Source organism: Nocardia sp. CDC160 (assembly GCF_035818795.1).
Taxonomy (GTDB): domain Bacteria; phylum Actinomycetota; class Actinomycetes; order Mycobacteriales; family Mycobacteriaceae; genus Nocardia.
Window position 1 is genome coordinate 34,672 of sequence record NZ_JAYKYT010000006.1, and the last position, 21,118, is coordinate 55,789.

The 21,118-nt window shown below is 62.0% G+C and carries 20 protein-coding genes and 1 pseudogene; 5 read left to right on the top strand and 16 right to left on the bottom strand.

Annotated elements, in window-relative coordinates; translation table 11 throughout:
* Positions 1–96 precede the first annotated feature (96 nt).
* The gene (locus VMT40_RS31515) at positions 97–1,542 is read left to right on the top strand and encodes an ArnT family glycosyltransferase (RefSeq protein ID WP_326362834.1); all 1,446 of its coding nucleotides are present in this window, start codon (positions 97–99) and stop codon (positions 1,540–1,542) included.
* 186 nt (positions 1,543–1,728) lie between these two features.
* Entirely contained in the window at positions 1,729–2,478 is a 750-nt protein-coding gene (locus tag VMT40_RS31520) for a S1 family peptidase (RefSeq protein ID WP_326363236.1), read from the top strand.
* Between the two features lie 287 nt (positions 2,479–2,765).
* Here the strand turns inward: VMT40_RS31520 and VMT40_RS31525 are convergent.
* Positions 2,766–3,146, bottom strand: a pseudogene (locus tag VMT40_RS31525) (transposase).
* 171 nt (positions 3,147–3,317) lie between these two features.
* On the bottom strand, positions 3,318–4,358 hold the full coding sequence (locus VMT40_RS31530; RefSeq protein ID WP_326362835.1) for an aldo/keto reductase: 1,041 nt from the start codon (positions 4,356–4,358) through the stop codon (positions 3,318–3,320).
* 72 nt (positions 4,359–4,430) lie between these two features.
* Here VMT40_RS31530 and VMT40_RS31535 point away from each other — a divergent pair, with 72 nt between their 5' ends.
* The gene (locus VMT40_RS31535; RefSeq protein ID WP_326362837.1) at positions 4,431–4,913 is read left to right on the top strand and encodes a MarR family winged helix-turn-helix transcriptional regulator; all 483 of its coding nucleotides are present in this window, start codon (positions 4,431–4,433) and stop codon (positions 4,911–4,913) included.
* Between the two features lie 50 nt (positions 4,914–4,963).
* On the opposite strand, the gene VMT40_RS31540 is transcribed toward VMT40_RS31535, so the two are convergent.
* The 5 genes from VMT40_RS31540 to VMT40_RS31560 all read right to left on the bottom strand — a co-directional run bounded on the left by VMT40_RS31540 (position 4,964) and on the right by VMT40_RS31560 (position 10,728).
* Positions 4,964–5,713, bottom strand: a complete 750-nt coding sequence (locus VMT40_RS31540; protein ID WP_326362838.1) for a dienelactone hydrolase family protein — start codon at positions 5,711–5,713, stop codon at positions 4,964–4,966.
* Between the two features lie 130 nt (positions 5,714–5,843).
* Positions 5,844–7,847 (bottom strand): S53 family peptidase, encoded by a 2,004-nt coding sequence (locus tag VMT40_RS31545; RefSeq protein WP_326362839.1) that lies wholly within the window; start codon positions 7,845–7,847, stop codon positions 5,844–5,846.
* A 207-nt stretch (positions 7,848–8,054) separates the two neighbouring features.
* The gene (locus VMT40_RS31550; RefSeq protein WP_326362840.1) at positions 8,055–8,954 is read right to left on the bottom strand and encodes an alpha/beta hydrolase; all 900 of its coding nucleotides are present in this window, start codon (positions 8,952–8,954) and stop codon (positions 8,055–8,057) included.
* Positions 8,955–9,109: 155 nt separating this feature from the next.
* Positions 9,110–10,036 (bottom strand): LysR family transcriptional regulator, encoded by a 927-nt coding sequence (locus VMT40_RS31555; RefSeq protein WP_326362841.1) that lies wholly within the window; start codon positions 10,034–10,036, stop codon positions 9,110–9,112.
* On the bottom strand, positions 10,033–10,728 hold the full coding sequence (locus VMT40_RS31560; RefSeq protein WP_326362843.1) for a CTP synthase C-terminal region-related (seleno)protein: 696 nt from the start codon (positions 10,726–10,728) through the stop codon (positions 10,033–10,035). The genes VMT40_RS31555 and VMT40_RS31560 overlap by 4 nt, the downstream gene beginning before the upstream one ends.
* A 227-nt stretch (positions 10,729–10,955) precedes the next feature.
* On the opposite strand from VMT40_RS31560, the gene VMT40_RS31565 reads away from it, so the two are divergent.
* Together VMT40_RS31565 and VMT40_RS31570 are read left to right on the top strand one after the other, a co-directional pair.
* Complete coding sequence (locus tag VMT40_RS31565; RefSeq protein WP_326362845.1) at positions 10,956–11,567, top strand: GNAT family N-acetyltransferase; 612 nt, start codon at positions 10,956–10,958, stop codon at positions 11,565–11,567.
* 16 nt (positions 11,568–11,583) lie between these two features.
* On the top strand, positions 11,584–11,880 hold the full coding sequence (locus VMT40_RS31570; protein WP_326362847.1) for a hypothetical protein: 297 nt from the start codon (positions 11,584–11,586) through the stop codon (positions 11,878–11,880).
* Between the two features lie 335 nt (positions 11,881–12,215).
* Here the strand turns inward: VMT40_RS31570 and VMT40_RS31575 are convergent, their stop codons facing one another.
* The 9 genes from VMT40_RS31575 to VMT40_RS31615 all read right to left on the bottom strand — a co-directional run bounded on the left by VMT40_RS31575 (position 12,216) and on the right by VMT40_RS31615 (position 21,103).
* Positions 12,216–14,813 carry a helix-turn-helix transcriptional regulator gene (locus VMT40_RS31575; protein ID WP_326362849.1) on the bottom strand — a complete coding sequence of 866 codons (2,598 nt, stop codon included), beginning with the start codon at positions 14,811–14,813 and terminating at the stop codon, positions 12,216–12,218.
* A 756-nt stretch (positions 14,814–15,569) separates the two neighbouring features.
* Positions 15,570–16,610, bottom strand: a complete 1,041-nt coding sequence (locus tag VMT40_RS31580) for a DUF2332 domain-containing protein (RefSeq protein ID WP_326362850.1) — start codon at positions 16,608–16,610, stop codon at positions 15,570–15,572.
* A 10-nt stretch (positions 16,611–16,620) separates the two neighbouring features.
* Positions 16,621–16,986, bottom strand: coding sequence for a hypothetical protein (locus VMT40_RS31585; RefSeq protein WP_326362851.1), 366 nt, complete (start codon positions 16,984–16,986; stop codon positions 16,621–16,623).
* A complete protein-coding gene (locus VMT40_RS31590; protein ID WP_326362852.1) occupies positions 16,983–17,183 on the bottom strand; it encodes a ferredoxin in 201 nt (66 codons plus the stop codon). The genes VMT40_RS31585 and VMT40_RS31590 overlap by 4 nt, the downstream gene beginning before the upstream one ends.
* Positions 17,184–17,229: 46 nt before the next feature.
* Positions 17,230–17,949, bottom strand: a complete 720-nt coding sequence (locus VMT40_RS31595; protein ID WP_326362853.1) for a phytanoyl-CoA dioxygenase family protein — start codon at positions 17,947–17,949, stop codon at positions 17,230–17,232.
* 33 nt (positions 17,950–17,982) lie between these two features.
* Positions 17,983–18,717, bottom strand: a complete 735-nt coding sequence (locus tag VMT40_RS31600) for a maleylpyruvate isomerase family mycothiol-dependent enzyme (protein WP_326362855.1) — start codon at positions 18,715–18,717, stop codon at positions 17,983–17,985.
* Between the two features lie 28 nt (positions 18,718–18,745).
* On the bottom strand, positions 18,746–19,483 hold the full coding sequence (locus tag VMT40_RS31605; RefSeq protein ID WP_326362857.1) for an SDR family NAD(P)-dependent oxidoreductase: 738 nt from the start codon (positions 19,481–19,483) through the stop codon (positions 18,746–18,748).
* Positions 19,483–20,532, bottom strand: coding sequence for a PEP-utilizing enzyme (locus tag VMT40_RS31610; RefSeq protein ID WP_326362859.1), 1,050 nt, complete (start codon positions 20,530–20,532; stop codon positions 19,483–19,485). Before VMT40_RS31610 ends, VMT40_RS31605 begins: the two co-directional genes overlap by 1 nt.
* A gap of 31 nt (positions 20,533–20,563) precedes the next feature.
* Positions 20,564–21,103, bottom strand: coding sequence for a hypothetical protein (locus tag VMT40_RS31615; protein WP_326362860.1), 540 nt, complete (start codon positions 21,101–21,103; stop codon positions 20,564–20,566).
* Between the last annotated feature and the right edge of the window lie 15 nt (positions 21,104–21,118).

Genomic DNA, 21,118 nt, shown 5'->3' on the forward strand with positions numbered 1-21,118 from the left:
ACCGAAGTCGTACCCTGATCAGCATCACGGTGGATGTGGTGGGTGCCTGCTATTGGGCAGCATTGTTGTGAAAAATTCAGCGGCGTAGGGTGAAACGTGAACATATCGATGTATTCTCGCTCGGCATCCACGACCGTGCCCGCGTTTGCTTGGCCGGCAGTGTTGGGCCTGGCCGGAGTGGTCGTCGTCGTGCAGTCCATGGCTGGGCTCAGGGGCGGGTACTGGTTCGACGAGGCGTACATGGTCGCCGTTGGGCGTGATCATCTCGCGTGGGGGTCGGCCGATCAGCCGCCGATGGCACCCGCACTGGCGGCCGCTGCCGAGTGGATGGCGCCGGGATCGTTGTCGCTGCTGCGCATTCCGGCCGTGCTCGCGACTGCCGGTGCGGTGATTGTGGTGGCACTGATCGCACGGGAATTCGGCGGGGATCGGCGGGCGCAGGTGATCGCCGCTGGAGCGCAAGCGACCGCGCTGTGGGTGACCTTCTGTGGTCATTGGCTGACTCCGTACACGCTCGAGCCGGTGCAGTGGGTGGTGTTGATCTGGTTGCTGGTGCGGTGGATTCGGATTCGAGATGACCGGCTGCTGCTCGGACTGGGTGCGGTGGCAGGGATCGCACTTGAGACCAAGTTCCAGGTGCTGCTGCTAGGCGCGGTGCTGTTCGTGGCGGTTGCGATCTGCGGACCGCGGGAACTCTTGCGCCGACCGATGCTATGGGCCGGAACAGGACTGGCCCTGTTGATCGGGCTGCCGACATTACTTTGGCAGGCTGCCCACGATTGGCCACAGTTGCGCATGGGTTCGGTGGTGGCCTCGGAAGCCGACGCGCTCTACGGTGGCCGGGTCGGCGTGGCGGTACTGCTGATCGTCGCGGCAGGGGTCGCGGGCACGGTGTTGGCGCTCTATGGACTGTGGCTTCTGCTGCGTGCACCTGATCTGCGCTGTTATCGGTTTCTCGGGGTGACGGTGGTAGCGCTGTATGTGTTCTTCGTTGTTACCGCGGGCCGACCCTACTATCTTGGGGGGCTCTACGGAGTGCTGTTCGCCGCGGGCGCGGTTGGATTCCAGCAGCGTCGACTCATCAAATTGCGCCGTACTTGGCTGATATGGCCTGCATACGTAGTGAGCATCGTCGCGGCCGCCGCGCTGTTGGCCGTCTCTGCACGGTCAACTGATTCGGCCGCAGCACATGCGATCACGGACCGCACCGTAAACGCCTACAACACGCTATCTGCGGCAGACCGCTCTTCGACTATAATCATGGGCCAGTCTTACATCGTCGCCGCGTACATCGACGTATACACCGACCTGCCGCCTGTCTACTCCACCAACCGCAGCTACGGATATTTCGCTCCTCCACCGGATTCTGCGCGCGATGTGCTCTATGTCGGCGCGGACACGGACGAGTTGAACCCCTACTTCAACGAATGTCGCAAGGTGATTCAAGCCGGCGACAACGAACAGCAAGTGTTTCTATGCACCGGACGCCAGCAGTCCTGGCAAGAACTGTGGCCTCGCCTGCGTCATCTCAATGTCGGCTGAACCAGGAGCATGTGACACAACCGCCAGGGGCCAGCGCACGCGGCACGTCCACGAGACAGTGAAAATATGTCGACGATTGTGGGCATCTTGGCCGCGTCACGGGTCGGTGCTGTAGACGGCGAATCCGCTCGTCAGACCAATGGATCAGCCGAAGGTCAACTAACTCGATCGGACAGGTGATAGATGATGATCGCTCACTCCTGGCGCACCACAGTATTTGCCACTGCACTATTCGGATTCGTTGTTCCCACTGCGGTTCCCGCGCAAGCCGTTGTCGGAGGTAGCCCCACCAGTGCTACACAATATCCGTGGCTGGGTGCGATTAGTACCTCCATTTTCCCGCTCCGACCAGGCGGTCAGTTCTGTGCGGGCGAGCTCATCGCACCGGACCAACTGCTTACGGCCGGACACTGCGGCGCGGTCGTACAGGCAATACTGCCAACGGTGACCGTCACGTTTGGCCGCACGGATCTCGATGGCGAGGCCGGTACCATGGTGGGTGTCAAGAGCGTTCGGATCCATCCCGGCTTCCATTTCACACAGTTCGGTGCCGATATGGCGAACCACGACGACGTCGCGCTCCTGACGTTGTCGTATCCGCTCTCGTTGCCAACCGCGACAATTGGCGCACCACACGGTGATTCAGCCACGGTCGTCGGTTGGGGTGCGACCTCCGAGAATGACGACTCCAACAAGATATTGCGTTCTGCCACAGTGCCACTGAATCCCGACTCGGCTTGCACTGCCGCCTACGGAGCCGAATACAACCCTGCTGAAGCCCTCTGCGCAGGTTCACCCGTTGCCGACACCGCTGAGTTCGACAGCGGCGGACCACTTCTCGTCGACGGTCAGATCGTCGGACTCTGTTCGTGGGCAAAAGGTAGTGCCGAGCCGGGCTATCCCGGCGTCTATGCCCGGCCCTTGCTGGACTTCTGACCCAGAGCCAATTCCCCGTGTTCCGGATAGAGCCAGTGACGTCGTGGGCGGGCATCCGGCGCGGAATGACGTTCTGCGGTTGCAAGTCTCGTAACCGAGCTCGGTCAGCTGGTACTCAGCGCACGATGGATGCGGTGGATCGCCGCACCATGCCACTCTTCCTCGGGATACTCACCGATGGATGATGCTTACCGACCGCGGCATGATGAATCTTGGCGGTGGGCGTGAGCAGAGAGTTCGGCGCTCCTTGGCAGACCCCACCGCCTCTTCTCGAAGAGTCTCGCAGGTCACAGCAGGAAAGTGACCATGTCAGGCAATACCACGAGGGAAAGTGCACCTTGTCGTGATGGAACGAAGTCGCTGTAGATATCGAGATAGACCGTAACGTGCGAGTTCTCGATACGTCCGGCGGCGGTACCGGTGTATTGGAGTTGCACTCCAACGGGTGTCGCGCCCTTCTTGATGTCGCCGGTCTCGTCCACCACCAGGATCGCGTCGGAGCTGCCAAGATGCTCGACGGCGTAGTCGAGCAGGTCGTCGCACAGCGTCCTCGTCCCATATCGTCTGCGTCAGGACGTGTTGCGTGGCGTTGGGTGTTCGGTCGCCCGCGGCCTCGGCCAGCGTCCAGCAGTTCTTACGGGGAGTTCGGAAGCAAGCCCGCACAACATCTTCCGGGCAGTGTGGCGAGTATCGACCCACCCGAATCGTAGCGCGATCCGCGCGCATATCGTCCAGGGCCACCGCCACCGTTCGATGCTGGGATGTCGACGCCATGCTGGGGCGTTGATCCGACAGGAGCCGCTTATTTTACTGTGACACAATCAATTACGGACTCGGTGTCACCACGCCCAGGCCTCGGGGGCGGGGCCGCCGTTGCCGACGGGAGGGAACAACTCATCGAGTCGGGTGTGGGTCTCTGCGGTCAACTCGACATCTAGTGCACCTAGCGCGTCATCGAGTTGATCAGTGCTACGCGGACCGACAATCGGCGCAGTGACGGCAGGCTGAGCCAGCAGCCAGCCCAGCCCCAGCTGTGCGGGTGTCGCGCCGAGTTCGGCGGCCAACCGCTCGTAGTGTTCGACGGCCGCGCGGTACTGCGGTAAGTAGTCGTTTGCGCGGACTTGTGCGGTGACTCCCGCGCGGAGCTGGGTCGCGTGGCCGGTGACCGGGTCGGCGAGCCGGTCCAGCCCGGCACCGGCGAGCACCCCGCCGGCCAGAGGTGACCACACCAGGACACCGATCCCGTACTGGCGGGCCGCGGGCAGCACCTCGAGTTCGACGTGGCGGGTCAATAGGTTGTACAAGCATTGCTCGCTGACCAGCCCAAGGAAATTACGCCGGGCCGCGGATTCGTTGGCGGCGGCCAGATGCCAGCCGGCGAAGTTCGCCGACCCTACGTATCGCACTTTCCCAGACGAGACCAGGATCTGCATCGCCTGCCAGATCTCCTCCCACGGCGTGTTCCGGTCGACGTGGTGCATCTGGTAAAGATCGATCCAGTCGGTGCTCAACCGCCGCAGCGAATCCTCGCACGCGGTAATGAGATGCCGCGCCGACAAGCCGCCGTCGTTGGGCCAAGTGCTGGTCGCCGACCACACCTTGGTCGCCAACACGACCTTCTCGCGCCGCCCGCCGCCCCGAGCGAACCAGCGGCCAATGATCTGCTCCGTCCGCCCCTTGCCGGCCAGCTCGTCACGACCCCGCCCGGTGCGTTCACGGCCATAGGAGTTGGCCGTGTCGAACAGATTCACCCCGTGATCGAGCGCATGGTCCATGATCCGGTGACTGTCGGGCTCGTCGGTGCGCGGACCGAAGTTCATCGTGCCCAGACACAATCGCGACACCGACAACCCGGTCCGCCCCAACCGCGTGTATTCCATCTCGCACCATCCATATCATCATGACACTGATCGTCAGTTAGCTGATTATCAGTGTTGGCGTAAGCTGAGCTGGTGTCAAGACTGCGCGCAAACCATGACGAACCCTCCGAAACGTCCACGGACACCGAGGAGCCTCAGCTCGGCACGCTGCTCAAACACGCCTATCGCAGTTTCGACGGCTTCGTCAGTGCCGCACTGGCACACCACGGCATCGACCGTCGCGAACTGGCGGTGCTACGCCGCATCGCTGCGGACACCTGGCTCTCCCAGCAAGACGCCGCCGCGCAACTGGGCATTGACCGCACCACGATGGTGGCCCTGCTGGACAGTCTCGAACGAAAAGAACTCGTCCAGCGCCGAACCCACCCGCATGATCGCCGTAAGAACGTCCTGGCGATAACCGAAGCCGGACACCACGTTCTGACCGCGGCCGCGCCGACGGCCCTCGATGCCGAGCGGCGATTCCTTCAACCGCTGGGAAGCGCTGCCACCCAGCAACTCAAGAACGCCCTCCAGCTTCTGACAACCATCCCGGAACAACGGCAGGCAGAGTGATAACACGGCTCCCCCGGTCGGTTTGTCGCTAGCTGGCTGCTCTCGGATGGTTACTGCGCGGACTCCGAACCAACGAGAAGGTGGCGGGAAAAGAAGCGCTGCGAACCTTCCATCTCGAAGGATGGCATCTCGTTGTGGCGGCCGGTATTTGCGTGCAGGGTCTTCTCCACGGATGCAAAAGCGTCGAACAGTGCCAAACCCCTCTCGCGAGAGACGAATTCATCGTCCCACTGGAGCAGGAATTCGATGGGAATCGTGATCGATTCTGCGAGCGCGAGTAGGGCACTTCCCTGAGCCAAACCGAGAACGGCCGCGGTGATACGGGGCTCGGCAACAAGCAGCCGGATACCTAGGGCTGCTCCCAACGACACACCCCAGTAGCCGACCGGTCCTGTTGTCTCCCCGGCAGCCAGCAACGCGTCCAACGTGGCCTGCCAATCGGGGATAGCCCGTGCGGCCAGCTCGGCGTTGTAGCGTCGCAAATCGCTGGCCGTGGGCTTGTCCACAGAAACCTTATCCCTGATCGCTGCGAGTAGTTGCTGACCACGGCCAGTCTGCGAGCGGGCGCCGTGGCCGGGAGCGTCGATCGCCGCAACCATAAAGCCGCCGTTCGTGACGTAGTGATGGGCGCGGGCTACCACCGCTTCGGAACTCTTGTGCTGGCCACCGCCATGACCGAGCAGAATTAATGGTCTTGGGCCTTTCGCTCCTGTCGGAGACCAGACCACACCCCGGACATCGCCGACTGTGAAGAAGCGCTCCGTGACAACGTCCGATACCCTCTCCAAAGTGACATCCATGGCTGTGTTCTACACCTCGTGAGAGAACTCAGCATCGGGTCAAGATCACAAATCTCTCCAGCCTGCATTCACCCACGGGTTTGACGAGTCGTCCGATTGCCCGCAACGGGAGTCGAACTGCCGAGCACAGCTATCTCGCAGGCTGTTTGCGGAAGGACGCGAAGTAACCGGCGGTGGGAGTTCCGACGCCGGTTACGTTGTCGTAGCCGGGTGTGGCATGGAGACTTTGGTCGAAACCGAAGGATGCCAGGAATGGTTCGTCGGGCAGAGCAGGATAATCATTGGTCGTTGGGCCTGCGGTACCGAGCGGGACGGCGGGACCGAGGGGGTGGTCGGTGACATCGTGGAAGTCCGGGGAGCCGGAGCGGGCATAGAGGGCCGGGTTGGCGAATCCGATGGGGTCGTTACCCGCAGCTTGTTCGGCGTCGGCCTGCAAACCGGCGAATTCCGGTGTGGAGACACTGGTTCCGCCGGTGCCGAATTCGTGGTAGCCAGGCGATAGTGGCTCTCCGGGGGGAACGGTCAACCCGACCAGCACGCCGGTGGTGGCATCGGCATCGGCGGCGACGTCGGGGACGACTCGCATCGGGGCTGTGCTGCCGTGTGCGTGGCTGAGCTGAGTGGGCACCACTCCGATCTGGTACGGCGGTTGTTCGATGACATCACTGGTGCCGCCTCCCGCGCCGAAGGCAAACTGGCCGGGGAGTTGCCAGCTCATGTGGTCGTTGGTGAGGCCGGCCAACTGGTCGCCCCACCCTGTCTCCCACTGGTATTCATTTTTCTCTCCGATGGCCAAACTGGTGCCGCCGACGGCCGTCACCCATGGGTCGCCGCCGGGGTAGCTGATCGCCGGCTTGGTGTGGCGTGGCTTGCAGGCTCCGTTCATCTGGCAGTTCGAACCATCACCGAAATCCGCGGTGCCGTTGTAGAACCCGATGCCCTCGACCGCGCCTTGCTGGAAGATCTGCTGGTAGGCGGCGATCAGGCCTGGTGAGGGGTCGGGGTCATAGTGCCGGACGGTGCGGCCGCTCACGATGCTGGCCAGGCGCTGATCGGTGACGGTGGTAAGGGCGTCCAGCATCGGCAGCGCCTCCTCGTCGTCGTCACAGGTTGCCCCCACGTATACGAGGTCTGCATCGGGCGCCATCGCGTGGACCGCCTCAATCGCCATGTAGTCCTCGGCGAACGGCCATTCCTCACCGCTACAGGAGGAATCCAGCTCGGGCGGGATGACCTGGGTGAGTTGGCCCAGTCGCAGCGGCTGGCCGTGCCGGTCGGCGAAGGTGGTCACGTCTTGTTCGGTGGTCGTGTTCCGCCCAGGACCTACCACAGCAACCTTCACCCCCTTGCCGGTCAGATCGGACGGGACACCGTAGGCGCTGCGCAATTGCTGTGGGGTGTAACCGCATACGGCATACGGGACGGTCCGGCCGGCGACCTGCGGCAGGTCCGTCGCCTGCTGTTGTCCGAAGAACTGGGAGCACGGGGGTCGCGGAGAACTTGCGGGGGCAGGGGTTTCGGGTGTCTCGGGTGTCTCAACGCGGGCACCGGGTCTGCCGGTCTCCACTGGTGCCACTGTCAGCACTGCCGCACCCATCGGTTGCGGAACAGTGAGCCGAGTGCCGGGAGGGGGCGCCTGCTCGGTTCGAGTGCCTACCTGATAGCTGTGCCAGGCGGCCCCGAACGCGCGTGCAGCCTGGTCCGCAGTGCCATGCACAGTCAGATAGTGCGCATTCGCCGCGGTAACAGCCAATCCCGTCGTGGCCAGCCAATTCTCCACTGCCGCAGCCTCATCGGGAACCGAACCGAATCGTTCCCGCACCTCGTCAGGAGCCAAGTAGTGATGAAACAGCGGATTGCCCGGGTCCGATACGGCCACGGCGTACGCGGCCAGGCCCCGCGGGTCCCTTCCGTTCAGGTAGACACGGCCGCTGACCGGAGCATCGCCGGGCGCGGGGCCCAGATCGGCAGTATCGGTGCCACCGACATCGGGGGGAAGGGCCCACAGCGGTACATACTCCGGCAGTACCCGCCGCTCGTCAGTTGGACGGTGCCCACCGATCACCACCAGCGCGAGGGCACAGGCAATAACCGCCCCAGCAATCAGAAAACGACGGCCGCCGATAAAACGCATATGCCACACCTCATTCAAAGACAATCCACATCGAATGGTCGCGGCAGATGATCACCGAAGCAATCGTGATAGCACGAAGACGGGCCACACAAGCAGAACTAACTCTAGGGTGAAGCTCTGGCTGTCGCGGGCATTCGATCACGCAGCGAGTTGGTAGTTCCGGGGCGGGCACCCCTTAAGCCGAATCAACCCAGATGAGATCGCGTCTTAGGCAAGGTGCTTCCTGATAAATTCGGCGATCTCGATGGTCGATCCGGCGGCTTCAGGGGTGTCGCGCATTATCGGGTAGACATGCGGGAGGCCCTCTTCGATCTGAAGTGTGACATCTACGCCTGCTGCCCGCGCGGCGGCTGCGAAGCGTTCTGAGTCGCTCAGCAACAGTTCGGCCGTACCAACCTGGATCAGAACTGGCGGTAGGCCGACCAGGTTCGCGAAGAGCGGTGATGCCAACGGATCAAGTGGATCCGATCCGGCGAGATAGTCTGAGTAGAGACTTCTCAGGGCAATTGCGGTGAACTTCGGATCCTGGCCCTCACGCTCGACGAACGAACGTCCTGAGGCCGTCAGATCCAACACCGGAGACAAGAGCACCGTCGCTGCGGGGAGCGCCGCACCGCTATCTCGAACCGCGAGCGTGAATGCAGTGATCAAGTTCCCTCCTGCCGAATCACCGACCAACACAATCGATTCCGGAGGCACGCTCTGATCCTCGACCAGCCAGTGCCAGGCGCTCTGCACATCCTCGAGCCCAGCCGGGAAAGGGTGTTCGGGAGCAAGACGGTATTCCGGAAACAATACGCGCGCCCTACTTACTCGACCCAACCGCGCTGCCAACTCACCATGGCTTCGGATCGATCCGAGCGAGAACCCACCCCCATGCACAAACAACAACACACGATCGCGCTGCGCGGTCGGTGCCTCGATCCAGAACGCCGGCACGCCCGCTGCCGAAACCTCTACCACCGCAACATCATCAGGAATCTCGTGGATCACCCCAGCAGGTGCGAATCCAGCACGGAGAACCTCAAGCGGCGGAGCAATGGCTGGACGCGCAAGCCTGCGCTTGAACAACCCATCGATCACCGCGAGCATCTTTTCGCTCGGCATACCCTACCTCCATGAATCCAATACTTATCAGCCTTCCGCCCATGGGTATGTTGACGGCATCAGTAAGTACCCCAACCACTCGGCTGAACTACCTACCAAAAATTCGGCAACCGCGACTCACAACGCAGTCGGGGCATGCACGGGCTGCAACTTTGTCAAAAGTTTGTGTGATCGAGCGGTGTCAGCGCGACAGCTAGTTCCGCGAAGGCAGTGGCCGTAGGGAGCGGATCGGCGGGCCAGGCCAACTGGATGGTCCGCTCGGCAACTGGGTCCAATGGGATCGCATGCACGCCCACACGATGAGCGGGCAGCGACAATTCGGGCACGATACTTACGCCGAGCCCCTCGGCAACCATGGCAAGAATGCTGTTGATGTCACGTACCCGATAGTGGCACTTCAGGCTCACACCCGCTGCCCGCGCGAGTGCCGTGATCAGGGGCTCACACCCGCCAGTGGACATGATGAAGGGGTATCCGGCGAGATCGATTATCGGCACTGAATGGCAGCGGCTCAGCTGGTGACCGCCTGGCAGGACAGCCAGCATACGGTCGGTGGCGAGCGGTCGCGTCACCAATCCGCCAGGGACCTCGTCCCCGGCACCCCGCCGTCTCGAGAACCCTGTAGTGTCGGCGCCCCCTGCTGAAAAGATGGCGATGTCGGCTGCCCCGGTCACGAGCCACTCCAGCACCTCGTCGTCGGAGCCCTCTATCACCGTGAGCCGCACCGCCGAATGCGCATCCGCGAACCGCCGCAAGATCGGCGGTAGTAGTCGGGCATTAGCACTTGGGATAACGCCTACGCGCAGGCTTCCTCGTTCGTACTCCCGGGCCGCGGCCACTTCCTGTTCCAACGCCTCCACCTGAGTAAGAATGAGCGCGGCGCGCCGACACACTGCACGCCCGGCCGCTGTCAGACTTACTCCGTGGCTACCTCGGATCAACAGCGCGATCCCGATCTCGCTCTCCAACGCACGCAGAGCGTGGCTGACCGCAGATTGCGTGGTAGCCAGTTCCTCGGCAGCCCGGGTCATGTTGCCGGTTCGCGCGACCGCCTGCAGAATTTTTAGCTGAGTGAACGTCATAGGGCCGCCTGCAGGAGGCCGACAACCAGCGGGTGTGGGGCCTCAGGACGCGAGCGGGCCTGCGGCACGAACAGCGTAGCTACGTAAAACGGATGTCCGGGGATCTCCAGCACCCGGGCCTCACCGTCGCCGTCCACGCCGGTGACCACGAAGCCACCGTCGTGCAGGGCCCCCTGTCGCCGCGGGTCGAGCCCGAAGTTGCAGTAGTACTCCTCTTCAACCTCGCCTCGCCCGTACATCGCAGCCACTCGAGAATCTGGAATCAGGGTCACGGGCATCGTCTTGCCGGCCAACGAACACGCCAGCTCCGAGACGAACAAGGTCGAGGCATACGGGTCATACTCAGCGTGCTGGGCGTCCTCGTAGCCGAGCACATTGCGGGCGTACTCGATGATCATGTGCTGGCAGCCACCGCATGTACCCAGAGTTGGCACCCTGTGCTCACGGCCGTACCGGAGCGCAGCCACAGCGCCTGCCAAGCTGCGGTACGGGCTGCCGGGTGCACACCACAGCACGTCGGCGTTCTCGACCTCGGACAAGTCCGATTCAAGCGGTTCGGTAGCAAGCCAGCGAACATCCACCTCGATGCCTAGGTGCGCAGCAGTGTGCCGTAGCGCGGCGTCAGTGGCCGAGTGCGGGGAATATTCTGGATCGCGGTCGCCGATGATGGCAACGAGTAGAGATCGATTCATAGTCGCCACTATGCGACGGTCCGTCCGTGAATGCCAATACAGAACCGAACATCCTCCATGAGCAATCGCTCATATCAGTAGTTTTCAGGCTCGGAGGTTTCGCGACTCAGCACCCTTCACATACCGAGAACGACTCGCCACCTACTCCAGCGCCCAACGACGGCGATTTCTGAGACGAATTCACGACCGATACAGACAAACGATTCCACCTCCGCCAGAACGATCTCGTGAGCCAGCTGTCCACACTATCTGTCCCTGAAATCGCCACCGAACGCCTTCTACTGCGCAAGGCACTCCACAGCGACCGCGATGGATTCATCGAGTTGCAGACCGATCCCCAAGTGCGGACATACCTCGGTGGTCCGCGGCCTCGCTACGCTGTCGAGCAGTACCTCGACGCAGTCGGCATCGTCAATGTGACGGCCGCACCCGGCGTCTTTGTGATCGCGGACAAGGTAACGAACATTCTCATCGGAACGCTGATGCTCAATCGCAGGTCCGCCGAACAACCCGGACACCTCATCGAAGACGGCGAAGAGCTGGAACTGACTTACCTCCTCCGGCGCACCGCCTGGGGTGCAGGCTTCGCCTTCGAGGCCGCCGCAGCAGCGCTTCGCGCCGCCGCCGATGAACTCCCTGACCAGCCGGTCCTTGTCATAACCCAGACTGCGAACCAACGCTCGCTGAAACTCGCCACTCGCCTCGGATTTCAACCCGTCAGCACCTTTGAGGCGCCCGGCGCGGAGCAGACCCTAGCCACTGCCAACCTGCACACATTATTGACTTTCGCAACCCCTCTCGAACGTTCAACCGACCATAGATCGCAAACGTCTTCCTGAACGACGGGTTACCGACGTGGCCGACCCGCCGGTGTTGCCGGGCGGTGTGCTGATGGAAGTACTGGCGGCCCGGGTGCCCTTCTATACCCGACAGGTACTCACCGGCGAGTTGGGATACGACCTGTTGGCTCCGTTGATCCCTGGCCCGACCTGTATCGGGCGGGCTATTGCGTTGGCCGAGGATGTCTTCGGTTTCGAGATCACCTCGGCGGCGCGGCGGTATTGGCCGCCCTCGGACAACTGGACCTTAGGATCGGACACCGCGGCGGAACTATACGGTCTGGACTACACAGTGCTAACGCCGAACCAGTAACACCCAGTTGGTAGGCACCCCACGGCCACCGAAGTCACTGAACTCGGCTATGAGCGCGCACTCTGTTTCGAGATAGTCAGAGGTGGGTCGGCTCGTCCTCGGTCACTGGCCTGGCGGCTCGCGTAGCGACCGCACCACCGTCAGCGTCAACCGCAGATGAAATTTGTCACCAACGACCCGAACTCATCGGCTGGGTGACTCAACCTCATCCGTCGCCCCAGACGATCGGTTTGGTTGAAGGCGTTGCGGCACTGGGTGACAACCCCGTTCGACGGAGTCCGAAGATCACCGTATCCGTTATCTAGTTTGCGTTGGCTCGCATCCTCGTCCTCTTATCACTTCGTCCGCGCGCTCCCAGTGCGCTTTGGTCGACGCGCACGCTCGGCGGAGACGCCTGCCCGCCGATCCTCGGGTACGAAGCGGATGATGTCACCACGGGTGGAGATTGTCAGTTTTTGGAAGATTGACGACATTTGAGCATCGACGGTCTTGGTTGATGTCCCGCGGCGCGCACCGATGGAGCTGTTGGGCCAACCGGCGGCGGCGAGCAGGGCAACCTCCTGTTCCGCCTCGGTCAGCACATGCCAATTCGAGGGGGTGTCTCGTCGCGCTGGGTGGTCCATCGACATCTTGTTGAACGACAGCGTGCCCAGCGCGAGCCGTTGCACCTCCTGATTGCGCGGTTCCAACCTCGATCCTTGTTCATGGGCAATCGCATAGGGGCCTGGACCGAGCACGCCGCGCGCCACCTCGACTGCCCGTTTGGTTTCCGCTCCTATCGGCACGAGTTTCGCCGCATCGACGCCGATCCGCGCGAAATGGACATCGATACCACCATCGAGGCGGGCAATCTCGGTGGCAAGAGCTAAGCGCTCGTCCCGAGCGTTGTCGCCTTTGACCGCAAGGTCGTTGATCCGACGGGCCAGCGCCCATATGCGGAAGTGAACCCCCCATGCACTCCCCCACTGATCTCCCACACTGAGCTGATACTCCAGTGCCATCCGGAGCATCTGCAGTGCCTCGTCGACGCGGCCATTTCTCGTCGCCGCAATCGCAACCATCATCCTGGCCCAGGACAGCGCCCATCCAGCGGCGAAGGCTTCAGCCCGTTCGAGGTGGCGTCGGCTTATCTCATATGCCTGTTGGGCCGTGCCGAAGAGCCCGGCCGCAAATGCCTCGAGCATTTCGCTCATCGCTTCTCCCCCAAGATCGTTGGCATCACGGTACTTCTGCCGGGCACGTGCCAGTATCGGTAGCGATCGCGGATCGGCACAAACGCACATCAGATGGGCGCCCGAGATGTAATCGATCCCCGCCGGCAGGCCAACATCGATCTGGGGCTGCTCCAGCCATCGTGAGAGCAGCGCGGTGTCCCTAAAGAACTCTGCACCACAGCGCTGCACGTATTGCGCCGACTGCTCGTGCCGACCCGCACACATCGACAGCCACGCCACCTGCGCCATCGCGCCAAGGCGCAGCTTGATTGGCGGTGGCGTGATCTCCTCAATTACGGTGAGCGACTGCTCGATCAGTCGCCGAACGTCGGTGAGTGAACCGTGAAAGAACGGCACACGCGCCGCCACCAGGCCCATGCAGATCTGCAGACCGATCAACGCCTCCTGCGGTACGGAAAGACTGCTCCGAATCGCGATCATCATGTTCGGCCAGGCGCCGCCCGCCCAATCCAGTAGTCTCTTCTCCTCCGCGCTGAACCAATGTGCCTCGGCATAGACGATCTTGTCGCGGTAGTAGCGCCGATGACGCCGCGCCAAGCGGTCGGGCTCGGCGCCCGCGCGTTCGGCAAGTCGCTGCTGAGCGAACAACCGTAGGCTCTCGACCAGCGAGTACCGTACCGACGTGTGGGTGAATTCGACTGATACCAGCGACTTCTCGACGAGTCGATCCAGCAGCGCGTGGATCTGCTCACGCGCGAGCCGCCCCTCCACACCGTCGCCGGGCGTGCAGCCGTCGAATTCAACGTCATCAGCGCAAATCATCTCGATGGCTTCAAGGTCGGTCCCACTGGCGTTGCCGGTGCTGTCCTCGTCATCGACGTTAACGTCGAATCCGGACGCGAAGACCGACAGCCGCTCGAACAGCAATTGCTCCTCTGCCGAACACAGCCCGTATGACCATCCAATCACATCGCTGATGGTGCGATGGCGTGGTTCGGCACCAGCGCGCAAACCGTGTTCCCAACTCATCCGCATATCATCGGTACCACCGCTGAGCTGCTGCAGTATTGCCGACAAGGGCTCGTAGAACATTCGCGCAGCGGCCAGCCGGATGTACAGCGGGTGGCCGTGGAGGTGCTGGCAGATCTGTGTGACGACCATAACCTGCTCGGGTGCGATGATCGGATACCCGATCGCGGCCGAACATTGCTGGAACAGCTTCTGAGACTGTGTGCTGCTCAACGGCGGCACCACCACTAGCTGCTCATCGATCCATCCGATCGGCTCGCGGCTGGTTGCCAGGATCGACAGTCCTGGTACCGCCTCGAGCAACTCGGCAACGATTGCTCCCGCAGCTGAAAGAAGATGCTCACAATTGTCCAGTACCAGGACCGTATGCGCGCCTCGACCGCCGGTATCCGCAGCGCTCAAGGCGTCGAGTACGGAGGCCCAAGCCGACTCCCCGATAAACCCGTGCCGCAGCACGGCTGCCGCGACGCTCTGCTCGACTGCGGCCTCGTCCGCTCCCTTCGGGAGCCGAGCCAACTGCACATAGAAGATCGAAGTACGCCGCGCTCGGTGCAGGCGTTGTGTCGCTTCCTCTGCCAGGCGAGTTTTACCGATGCCACCAGCACCGATCAGAGTGATCAGTCGAGTCCGACCCGCCAGAGCACTGGTTATCTGGGCAAGTTCGCGCTCCCTGCCGACGAAAACCGCTCCACCCGCACCTGCCGAGCCCTGCCCCTTCGTCTTAACCATGACGAAAGAATAAGCCGGTAAGCAAAATCGCCAACAGTCCAACAGAAAACGAGCTGTTCAACAATCACCTAAGGGCTGGAGCCACGAAACTCTTTGCATCTACCTACGAGGAGTGACTACCCTTAGGGGTCTTGCCCGCATCGTCGAACAATGCTATTTAGATACCGACCATAGTCATGAGATACGTTTGTCTGACCTCTCTACATGGCCAGGAGAACCTTCACACCACAGCGACCGACAAGGAATTGGCCGCAAATCCTCACCGTCGTCCTGCTCGATCGAGACAATAGCCCCGGTCGCCCGAACCGACAGTGCGAACCGCTCTGCAGTTTCACGATCGTCGCGATAATTCATCTCCAACAGCGGCTCAGTGAATGTAACACGAATGTGACACATTTCCATAGCTACCTCAAAGGCACTGATCGAGCCGCCGAAACGACCCTCATCCGAATTACCCTGGTCCCACGATGGTTCCGACATAGATAGCACATGGACATCAGCAGGAAACGATTGTGACGGACCATCCAGGGGTGATTACGACAAGTGATCGAGATACCGATGCGGAGGGCAGCCCTATCAGTCGACCGCGCAATACACAGACGCGCAAGTGACGGATATAACAACGGTTCACATCGCGAGGTGATCAGGTATCGCGAAAGCAGAACGCGCTACATCTCGCGCCTAGCGGGCCGCACGTTCTTCACCCCCGGTCACCGGACCACATCAATAGCCCCCAGCGACGCACAAGCGGTCCAATCACCAGCTCCCAGGCTGATACATCCATTTGAGCCAAGTACCCAGATCATCCGAGTCAGCCAAAGTAGTCGAATTCATCGAGTGGCCGATAAACTCGACAAGGTTCCAGCTCAGGCCAGTGCCTCTCGTTGATCGCAACCTCTCGGCACTGAGCCACAACACCCGCCGATGGCGACCAGCCTCCTCGAGAGGCCCTATGAGGTCAAGGTCTCGGCTGTTCGACGACTGCTCTGGAGCACGGGTGCCAACGACGACAGGTGTCACCTCGGTCGGGAGATTCCGAATCATCACTGGCAAGGCACCGGAGGTAGCTTCCACTACGCCGCTATGGCGTGCCCGGGCCACCTCGATCGCGGCGGCGAATTGTCGCGCCTGATCTGGACGGTCTGGCGGCAGGCAGGCATACAGCCATCGAAGATCATCGGCGTCATCGAGGTAGGTCCTGTTCAGATCGAGGCCGACGCGTACGGAGACCGTCGGTGCTGGCAATCGGGGCAGTATCGTCTCGTCTTTCAACTCGCAGTCGATCCGCACCGATGAGTCGATGTCGCCCAGACTCGCACCGCACCACTCCGAGGAGTAGTGCACGACATAGGAGTCGAAAAGAAGATTCAGGCCCGAACCGGCTCCGATGTCGAGCAGACCAAGGGCCGAGCCGCTCACAACCTGTGCGACGCGCATGGCCGGCGCAAGTACTGAGCACCGGTTCAACTCGTTGGCCTGAAATCTCCTGACGCGGAGAATTTCGGCGATCTGAGCGGCATGTGTCTTCATGAACGATTTGAACGAAGCTGCGAGGACTGTACTGTCGGGATTCGTCTGGGAGGCTGAGCGAAAGCACGCCGCAAGCGGGTGCTGCACACCGGTGAGTGTCAGGTAGTGAAGGGCACTGAATAGCGCCGCCGGAGTAGCACGGCTCCCGGATACAGCGAGCTCATCGAGTACGTCCGCGTGGTTGCAGACCGCTTCCGCCAGCTGGGCATAGAAGCGTGATTGCTTGGCGACCCCAGTGCCGTATGCGCGAAACACGGTGTGTGTCAAGGCTCTTTCGTCAGATCGAGACGTCATCTTCGAAGTAGACCTTTCCCAAGAGATCCGGATCGACGCGACGAGCTGGCGGCGCAGCCTGCGACGGCATACCGATGTCAGGGTTGGACAATCGCGCGCCGGTCCGCCAGATGGATTCCCAGCCTTCGGAATACAGGGCCAAGGGTTCAGCACTGCCGTCAGCCAGCATGTCGCCCAGCCACTCGCGAGCTGCGTCCCGAAGGCCCACGATTCGCCATGGCCGCAATCGACCGCGGTCTGGACCGTGAGCAGCCGCATGGATGAGCTCGAGCAGCGTGCCGTCGTCGAATGCAGGGCTACACAGACGGGGTTGGCTTCTGCGGCCTTTCAGCGCTAGAACGAGATTCATCGCTCGTCGTCGCCGATCGAAATCGCTTGTGTCGGACAGCCCTCGACCGCCTGCTCGATTTCGGAGATCAGTCCCCCGGGTACGTCCTCGGCCAATAGTGCCAAAGTGCCCCGATCGTCCAACTCGAACACCGTCGGAGCGAAGAATCCGCAGATCCCGATTCCCTCGCACTTTGTTCTGTCGATTCGAATCCTCATGACTCGTCCCATCCTTCGGAGATGTCGACGATCAAGTGCTGCATCGTCAACAGATGACAAGCGGATTTTTGTCGTCGTCCCATTCCTCCGAAACATCTTCCACAGCAATGAAATACATTCCGTAAGCGACTCGCTCGGCGCTGCAGTCAAACAGGTTCGGGGCATGCCAGACTGCGCCATGGTGGGCGTGAAAACCTCCGAAGGGCACCGTGCGCGCCTGAGCCTGCACGCGATGACCCCCGATCGTCGTCGGCAGGTCAACTCCTGATGACCGTTCACCGAAGCCACGCAGTACCGCGTCCTGTCTGCCCCACCGGTGCGATCCGGGGACCACGAACAGTAACGGTTCGTCGTCGCTGTCGTTGAGGTTCACCCATAGTGAGCAGATATGCCGGTCGAATTCGTACGGCGCGTAGGCACCGTCCTGGTGCCAGGAGGTTCGTCCGCCGACGTGCTTGTCCTGCAGGATCATGCGGTCCTGCCACAATCGCCAGCGCGATTCGCCGGCCACTGCGTGCAAAGCTTGCCGAATCTGCTCCCCGGTCGCGAACGATCTGAGATCGTCGTTATCTCGAAACAGGTTCAGGCACTGGAACGTTTCGGTCGAGCTCAGTCGGAACGGGATCAGCGGCGAATCTGTGTCGAACCGATGCTCCAGAAGGTCGATCCCGAATCGCCGGAACGCTTGTGCCCGAGCCTGTTCCAACCGCGGCGGGACCTCGGTTGCACCGTTGGCGGCATAGGCGCCGCGAATTTCCGATGACATTGCCAGTCTCTTTCCTCGACGGATGGTCCCGGGCTACAGGTATGCGCGGGCGTGTTCGAGCAGCAGGCGGGCGTTGGGGCCCTCGACGTCGAACGATTTCTCGAGGTCGGGGTTTCGCCGACCAACAGCGAGCAACGCCCAACTCTGAAGGCAGCCGCGGATTTCCTCCTCGGCGGCGGTGTCGCCGAAACTGCGGATGTCCCCTGTCTTGTCGTCAACCAGCGTCAACCGGATTCGTGCACGGCTGTCGTATCCGACTCGCGCCTTGGCCATCGCGTAGCGCACCGATTGCAGTGACAGCTCCGTTACGCATGCGGCTCCCTCGGCCGAGTATCGAGCCTCACGGTCGAGAGCGGCGCGAATGTCGCCGTGGTGGGCCCAGTACTCCATCGTCCGTCCCATGACCAAGTGTTCGGCACTCATTCCGAATCCCCATCGCATACGCTCGCTCCCGGAGCAGGCGGACAAGGCGGTCCAGCAGCTGTCCGAAGCCTCGTGAGACCAGCAGCGCAGCTGCAGCAAATGCAGGTCCGAGGCGCGTTCACACCCCGCCGCGGTGAATGCCTCGGCACTACGGAAGGCCGGCACAACGCGCTCGAATGAGCGGTCGCCGCCGTGCACGGTGTCGGCGGCAACTTCATCGGTGTCGGCGAGGTGCGCGATCTGGTCGCGAATCGTCCAGCCCGCACAACGGGTTTCACGATCCAGCTCATCGGCTGAAAGCTCGGCCAAGGTTCGACGGAAGAGGGATATCTCGTTGAACAGCACCCGAAGACATCGCTGGTAGCCAGCCGGGTCACCGGCCGAGTACGGCCCCACCATTGACTCCCAGGAATTGGCCGGTAACGAATCCGGCCTGAGCGGACGAAAGGTACGCGATGGCGCCGACCACATCATCGATTTCGCCGAAGCGCCCGAGGGGAGATTCCGCGGCCCGTCGCGACAGTTCAGCCTTTGATGGTTCCCCACCACCGAAGAACTCAGTGCCGTAGGTGTAGCCGGGCACCACGATGTTCGCGGTGCCTCCAAGTTCCGCCATACGCGCAACCATCGAATGGTTCCAACCGTGTAGTGCCGCCTTCGCCGCCCCGTAGGAGTCATTACCTCGCAGGGCCGCGATCGAACTCACGGTGATGAGGCGGGGATTCCCCTTCGTGAGCAAGGGCAGGACGGCCTCTGTGAGAAGCACAGCTGTCAGCACATTCGTCGAGAAGTCCTCCAGCCAGCGCTTATGGACCGAATTCAGGTCGGTGCCGGTTGTATGAGATTTCCCACCGGCGCAGTTGACCAGTACATCAAACGATGAACAGCCTTCAAGCGACCGCGCAACATCGTCAGGGTTGGTCAAATCACAGGATTTGAATTCGACAGTTGGACCGAGTTCTTCGGCTACCTTTTCCAACCGATCAGCACGTCGCCCAAGGATAAGCACGGAGTCGCCGCGCTTTACGAAATCTTCCGTGACCGCACGGCCCATTCCCGAGCCGCCACCACTCACAATAACTTTGCGCATGATTTCGATGCCTCCGTCCATCAGGTGTTCAGCCGGACCTGTCCAGCGTCGCCGTCGACCGTAACAGCGTCGAGCGAGCGAAGCAGTGTTGTGCCGGTCGATGTCCCTGTTACACAAGGAATTCCCAGTTCGCGAGCAATTATCGCGGCATGGCTCAGCGCACCGCCAATATCGGTGACCACCGCCGATGCCTCTGCCATGATTGGCACCCAGTCGATCGAGGTGAAGCGCACGACAAGAATGTCGCCGGGCTCCCAATCTGCATCTTCGGGCGAATCCATGACCCTAGGTCTTCCCGTGCGAATTCCCCCGGATGCAGGTATTCCCGCCACAATCCCAGCGTCGCGAGTCGGAGGACTCGGTGCAATGTTGCTTGGAATCTGGGCGGTTGAGGGTCGACATTGCAGCCAGACGACGCGGCCATCGGCGATGCAGAATTCGATGTCGCTCGCGCCTACGACGGCCTCTTCGATCGTCAGACATCGCGCAGCCACAGCCTGTCCCTCGACCATGAGGCGGTCGCCGTCGACCAGCTTCCTTCGTCGCCAGATCTCGCGTGTTGGCGTGACCCGTCCTGCGACCACGGCGTCATTGCCCGAGGAGGACCATTCGAGAATCCCGCCGCCCGCGCCGTCGCCTATCCAGACCCCAGCAGCTTGTGCCTCGAAATAGGGCTGCAGCACAACGGGAATCGGGCCATGCACAGCGCTGTCGTGGACAGCGTCAACGCGAGCATTAGCCCCCGATGCCCTCACCCGACACAGTGCGGCAGGCACTGCTCTGCTGTCGACTGCCAGCTCAGAACTGAAAAGACCCGCATACGAGCGCTGTCCGCCGTCCTCCACGGTCGCCGACGAGCGGACCGCCCAACGTTGCACCATCGGGTCGAGCAGGTTGGTGTCGAGGGTGTCAGCGGGGACCGTCGATGTCACGAACCATGTCGGCGGCGTCGGGACGCCGGCACGCCGAAGCCGGACCAGTCCGGCGGCCTTCCCGCCAAACTGCGCTGCGATATCACTCAGTGCCGCACCGGAATTGGCAATGTCGGCAATCGCGCATATCTCAGTCATGCGAGTTCCTCCTCAGAACGTGTGCCGATCATCAGTAACCGTCGGCCGCAGTTCTCGCCCGACCGCTCAGTTGCAGGAGCTCGGCATGCAGCTCCATCCACACCCGATGGAAGGATTCGGCCCGGATTCCGGAGATGGCCGAATCGTCGCCTTCTGCAGCACGATCGAGCAGCTTCAGAAGTCGCCCGCGGTAGTCGTCGAACACCCTGGAGACCGCATTGTCGGCATCGGGGGGAAAGGCGAGTTGATTGACGGCCTCGTGCAACTCGGCGGCGATCTCGGCCGTGGAGAGGGTTCCTCGGTGTGACTGCCAGCGCGAGATCGTCGCCTTGACAGCCTCGTTCGGTCCGATGAACGAGCCGTCGAACTGTTCGACGAGCTCGAGGTCGCGCGGCTCGGCGCAGTGCCGCCACCGATCGACGGCTGCGTCATCGGCGGCGATTCCATCCGACGTTACGATCCAGCTTCCGCGGACCCCCCGTACCAGACCAGCTTCGCGAATTCTGTCGACCAGGACCTGCGCCTCCTGCGGTGTCACGCCGAGGATCTCGGCTAGGGGTTCGACACCCAAACCGGCCCGCAATCT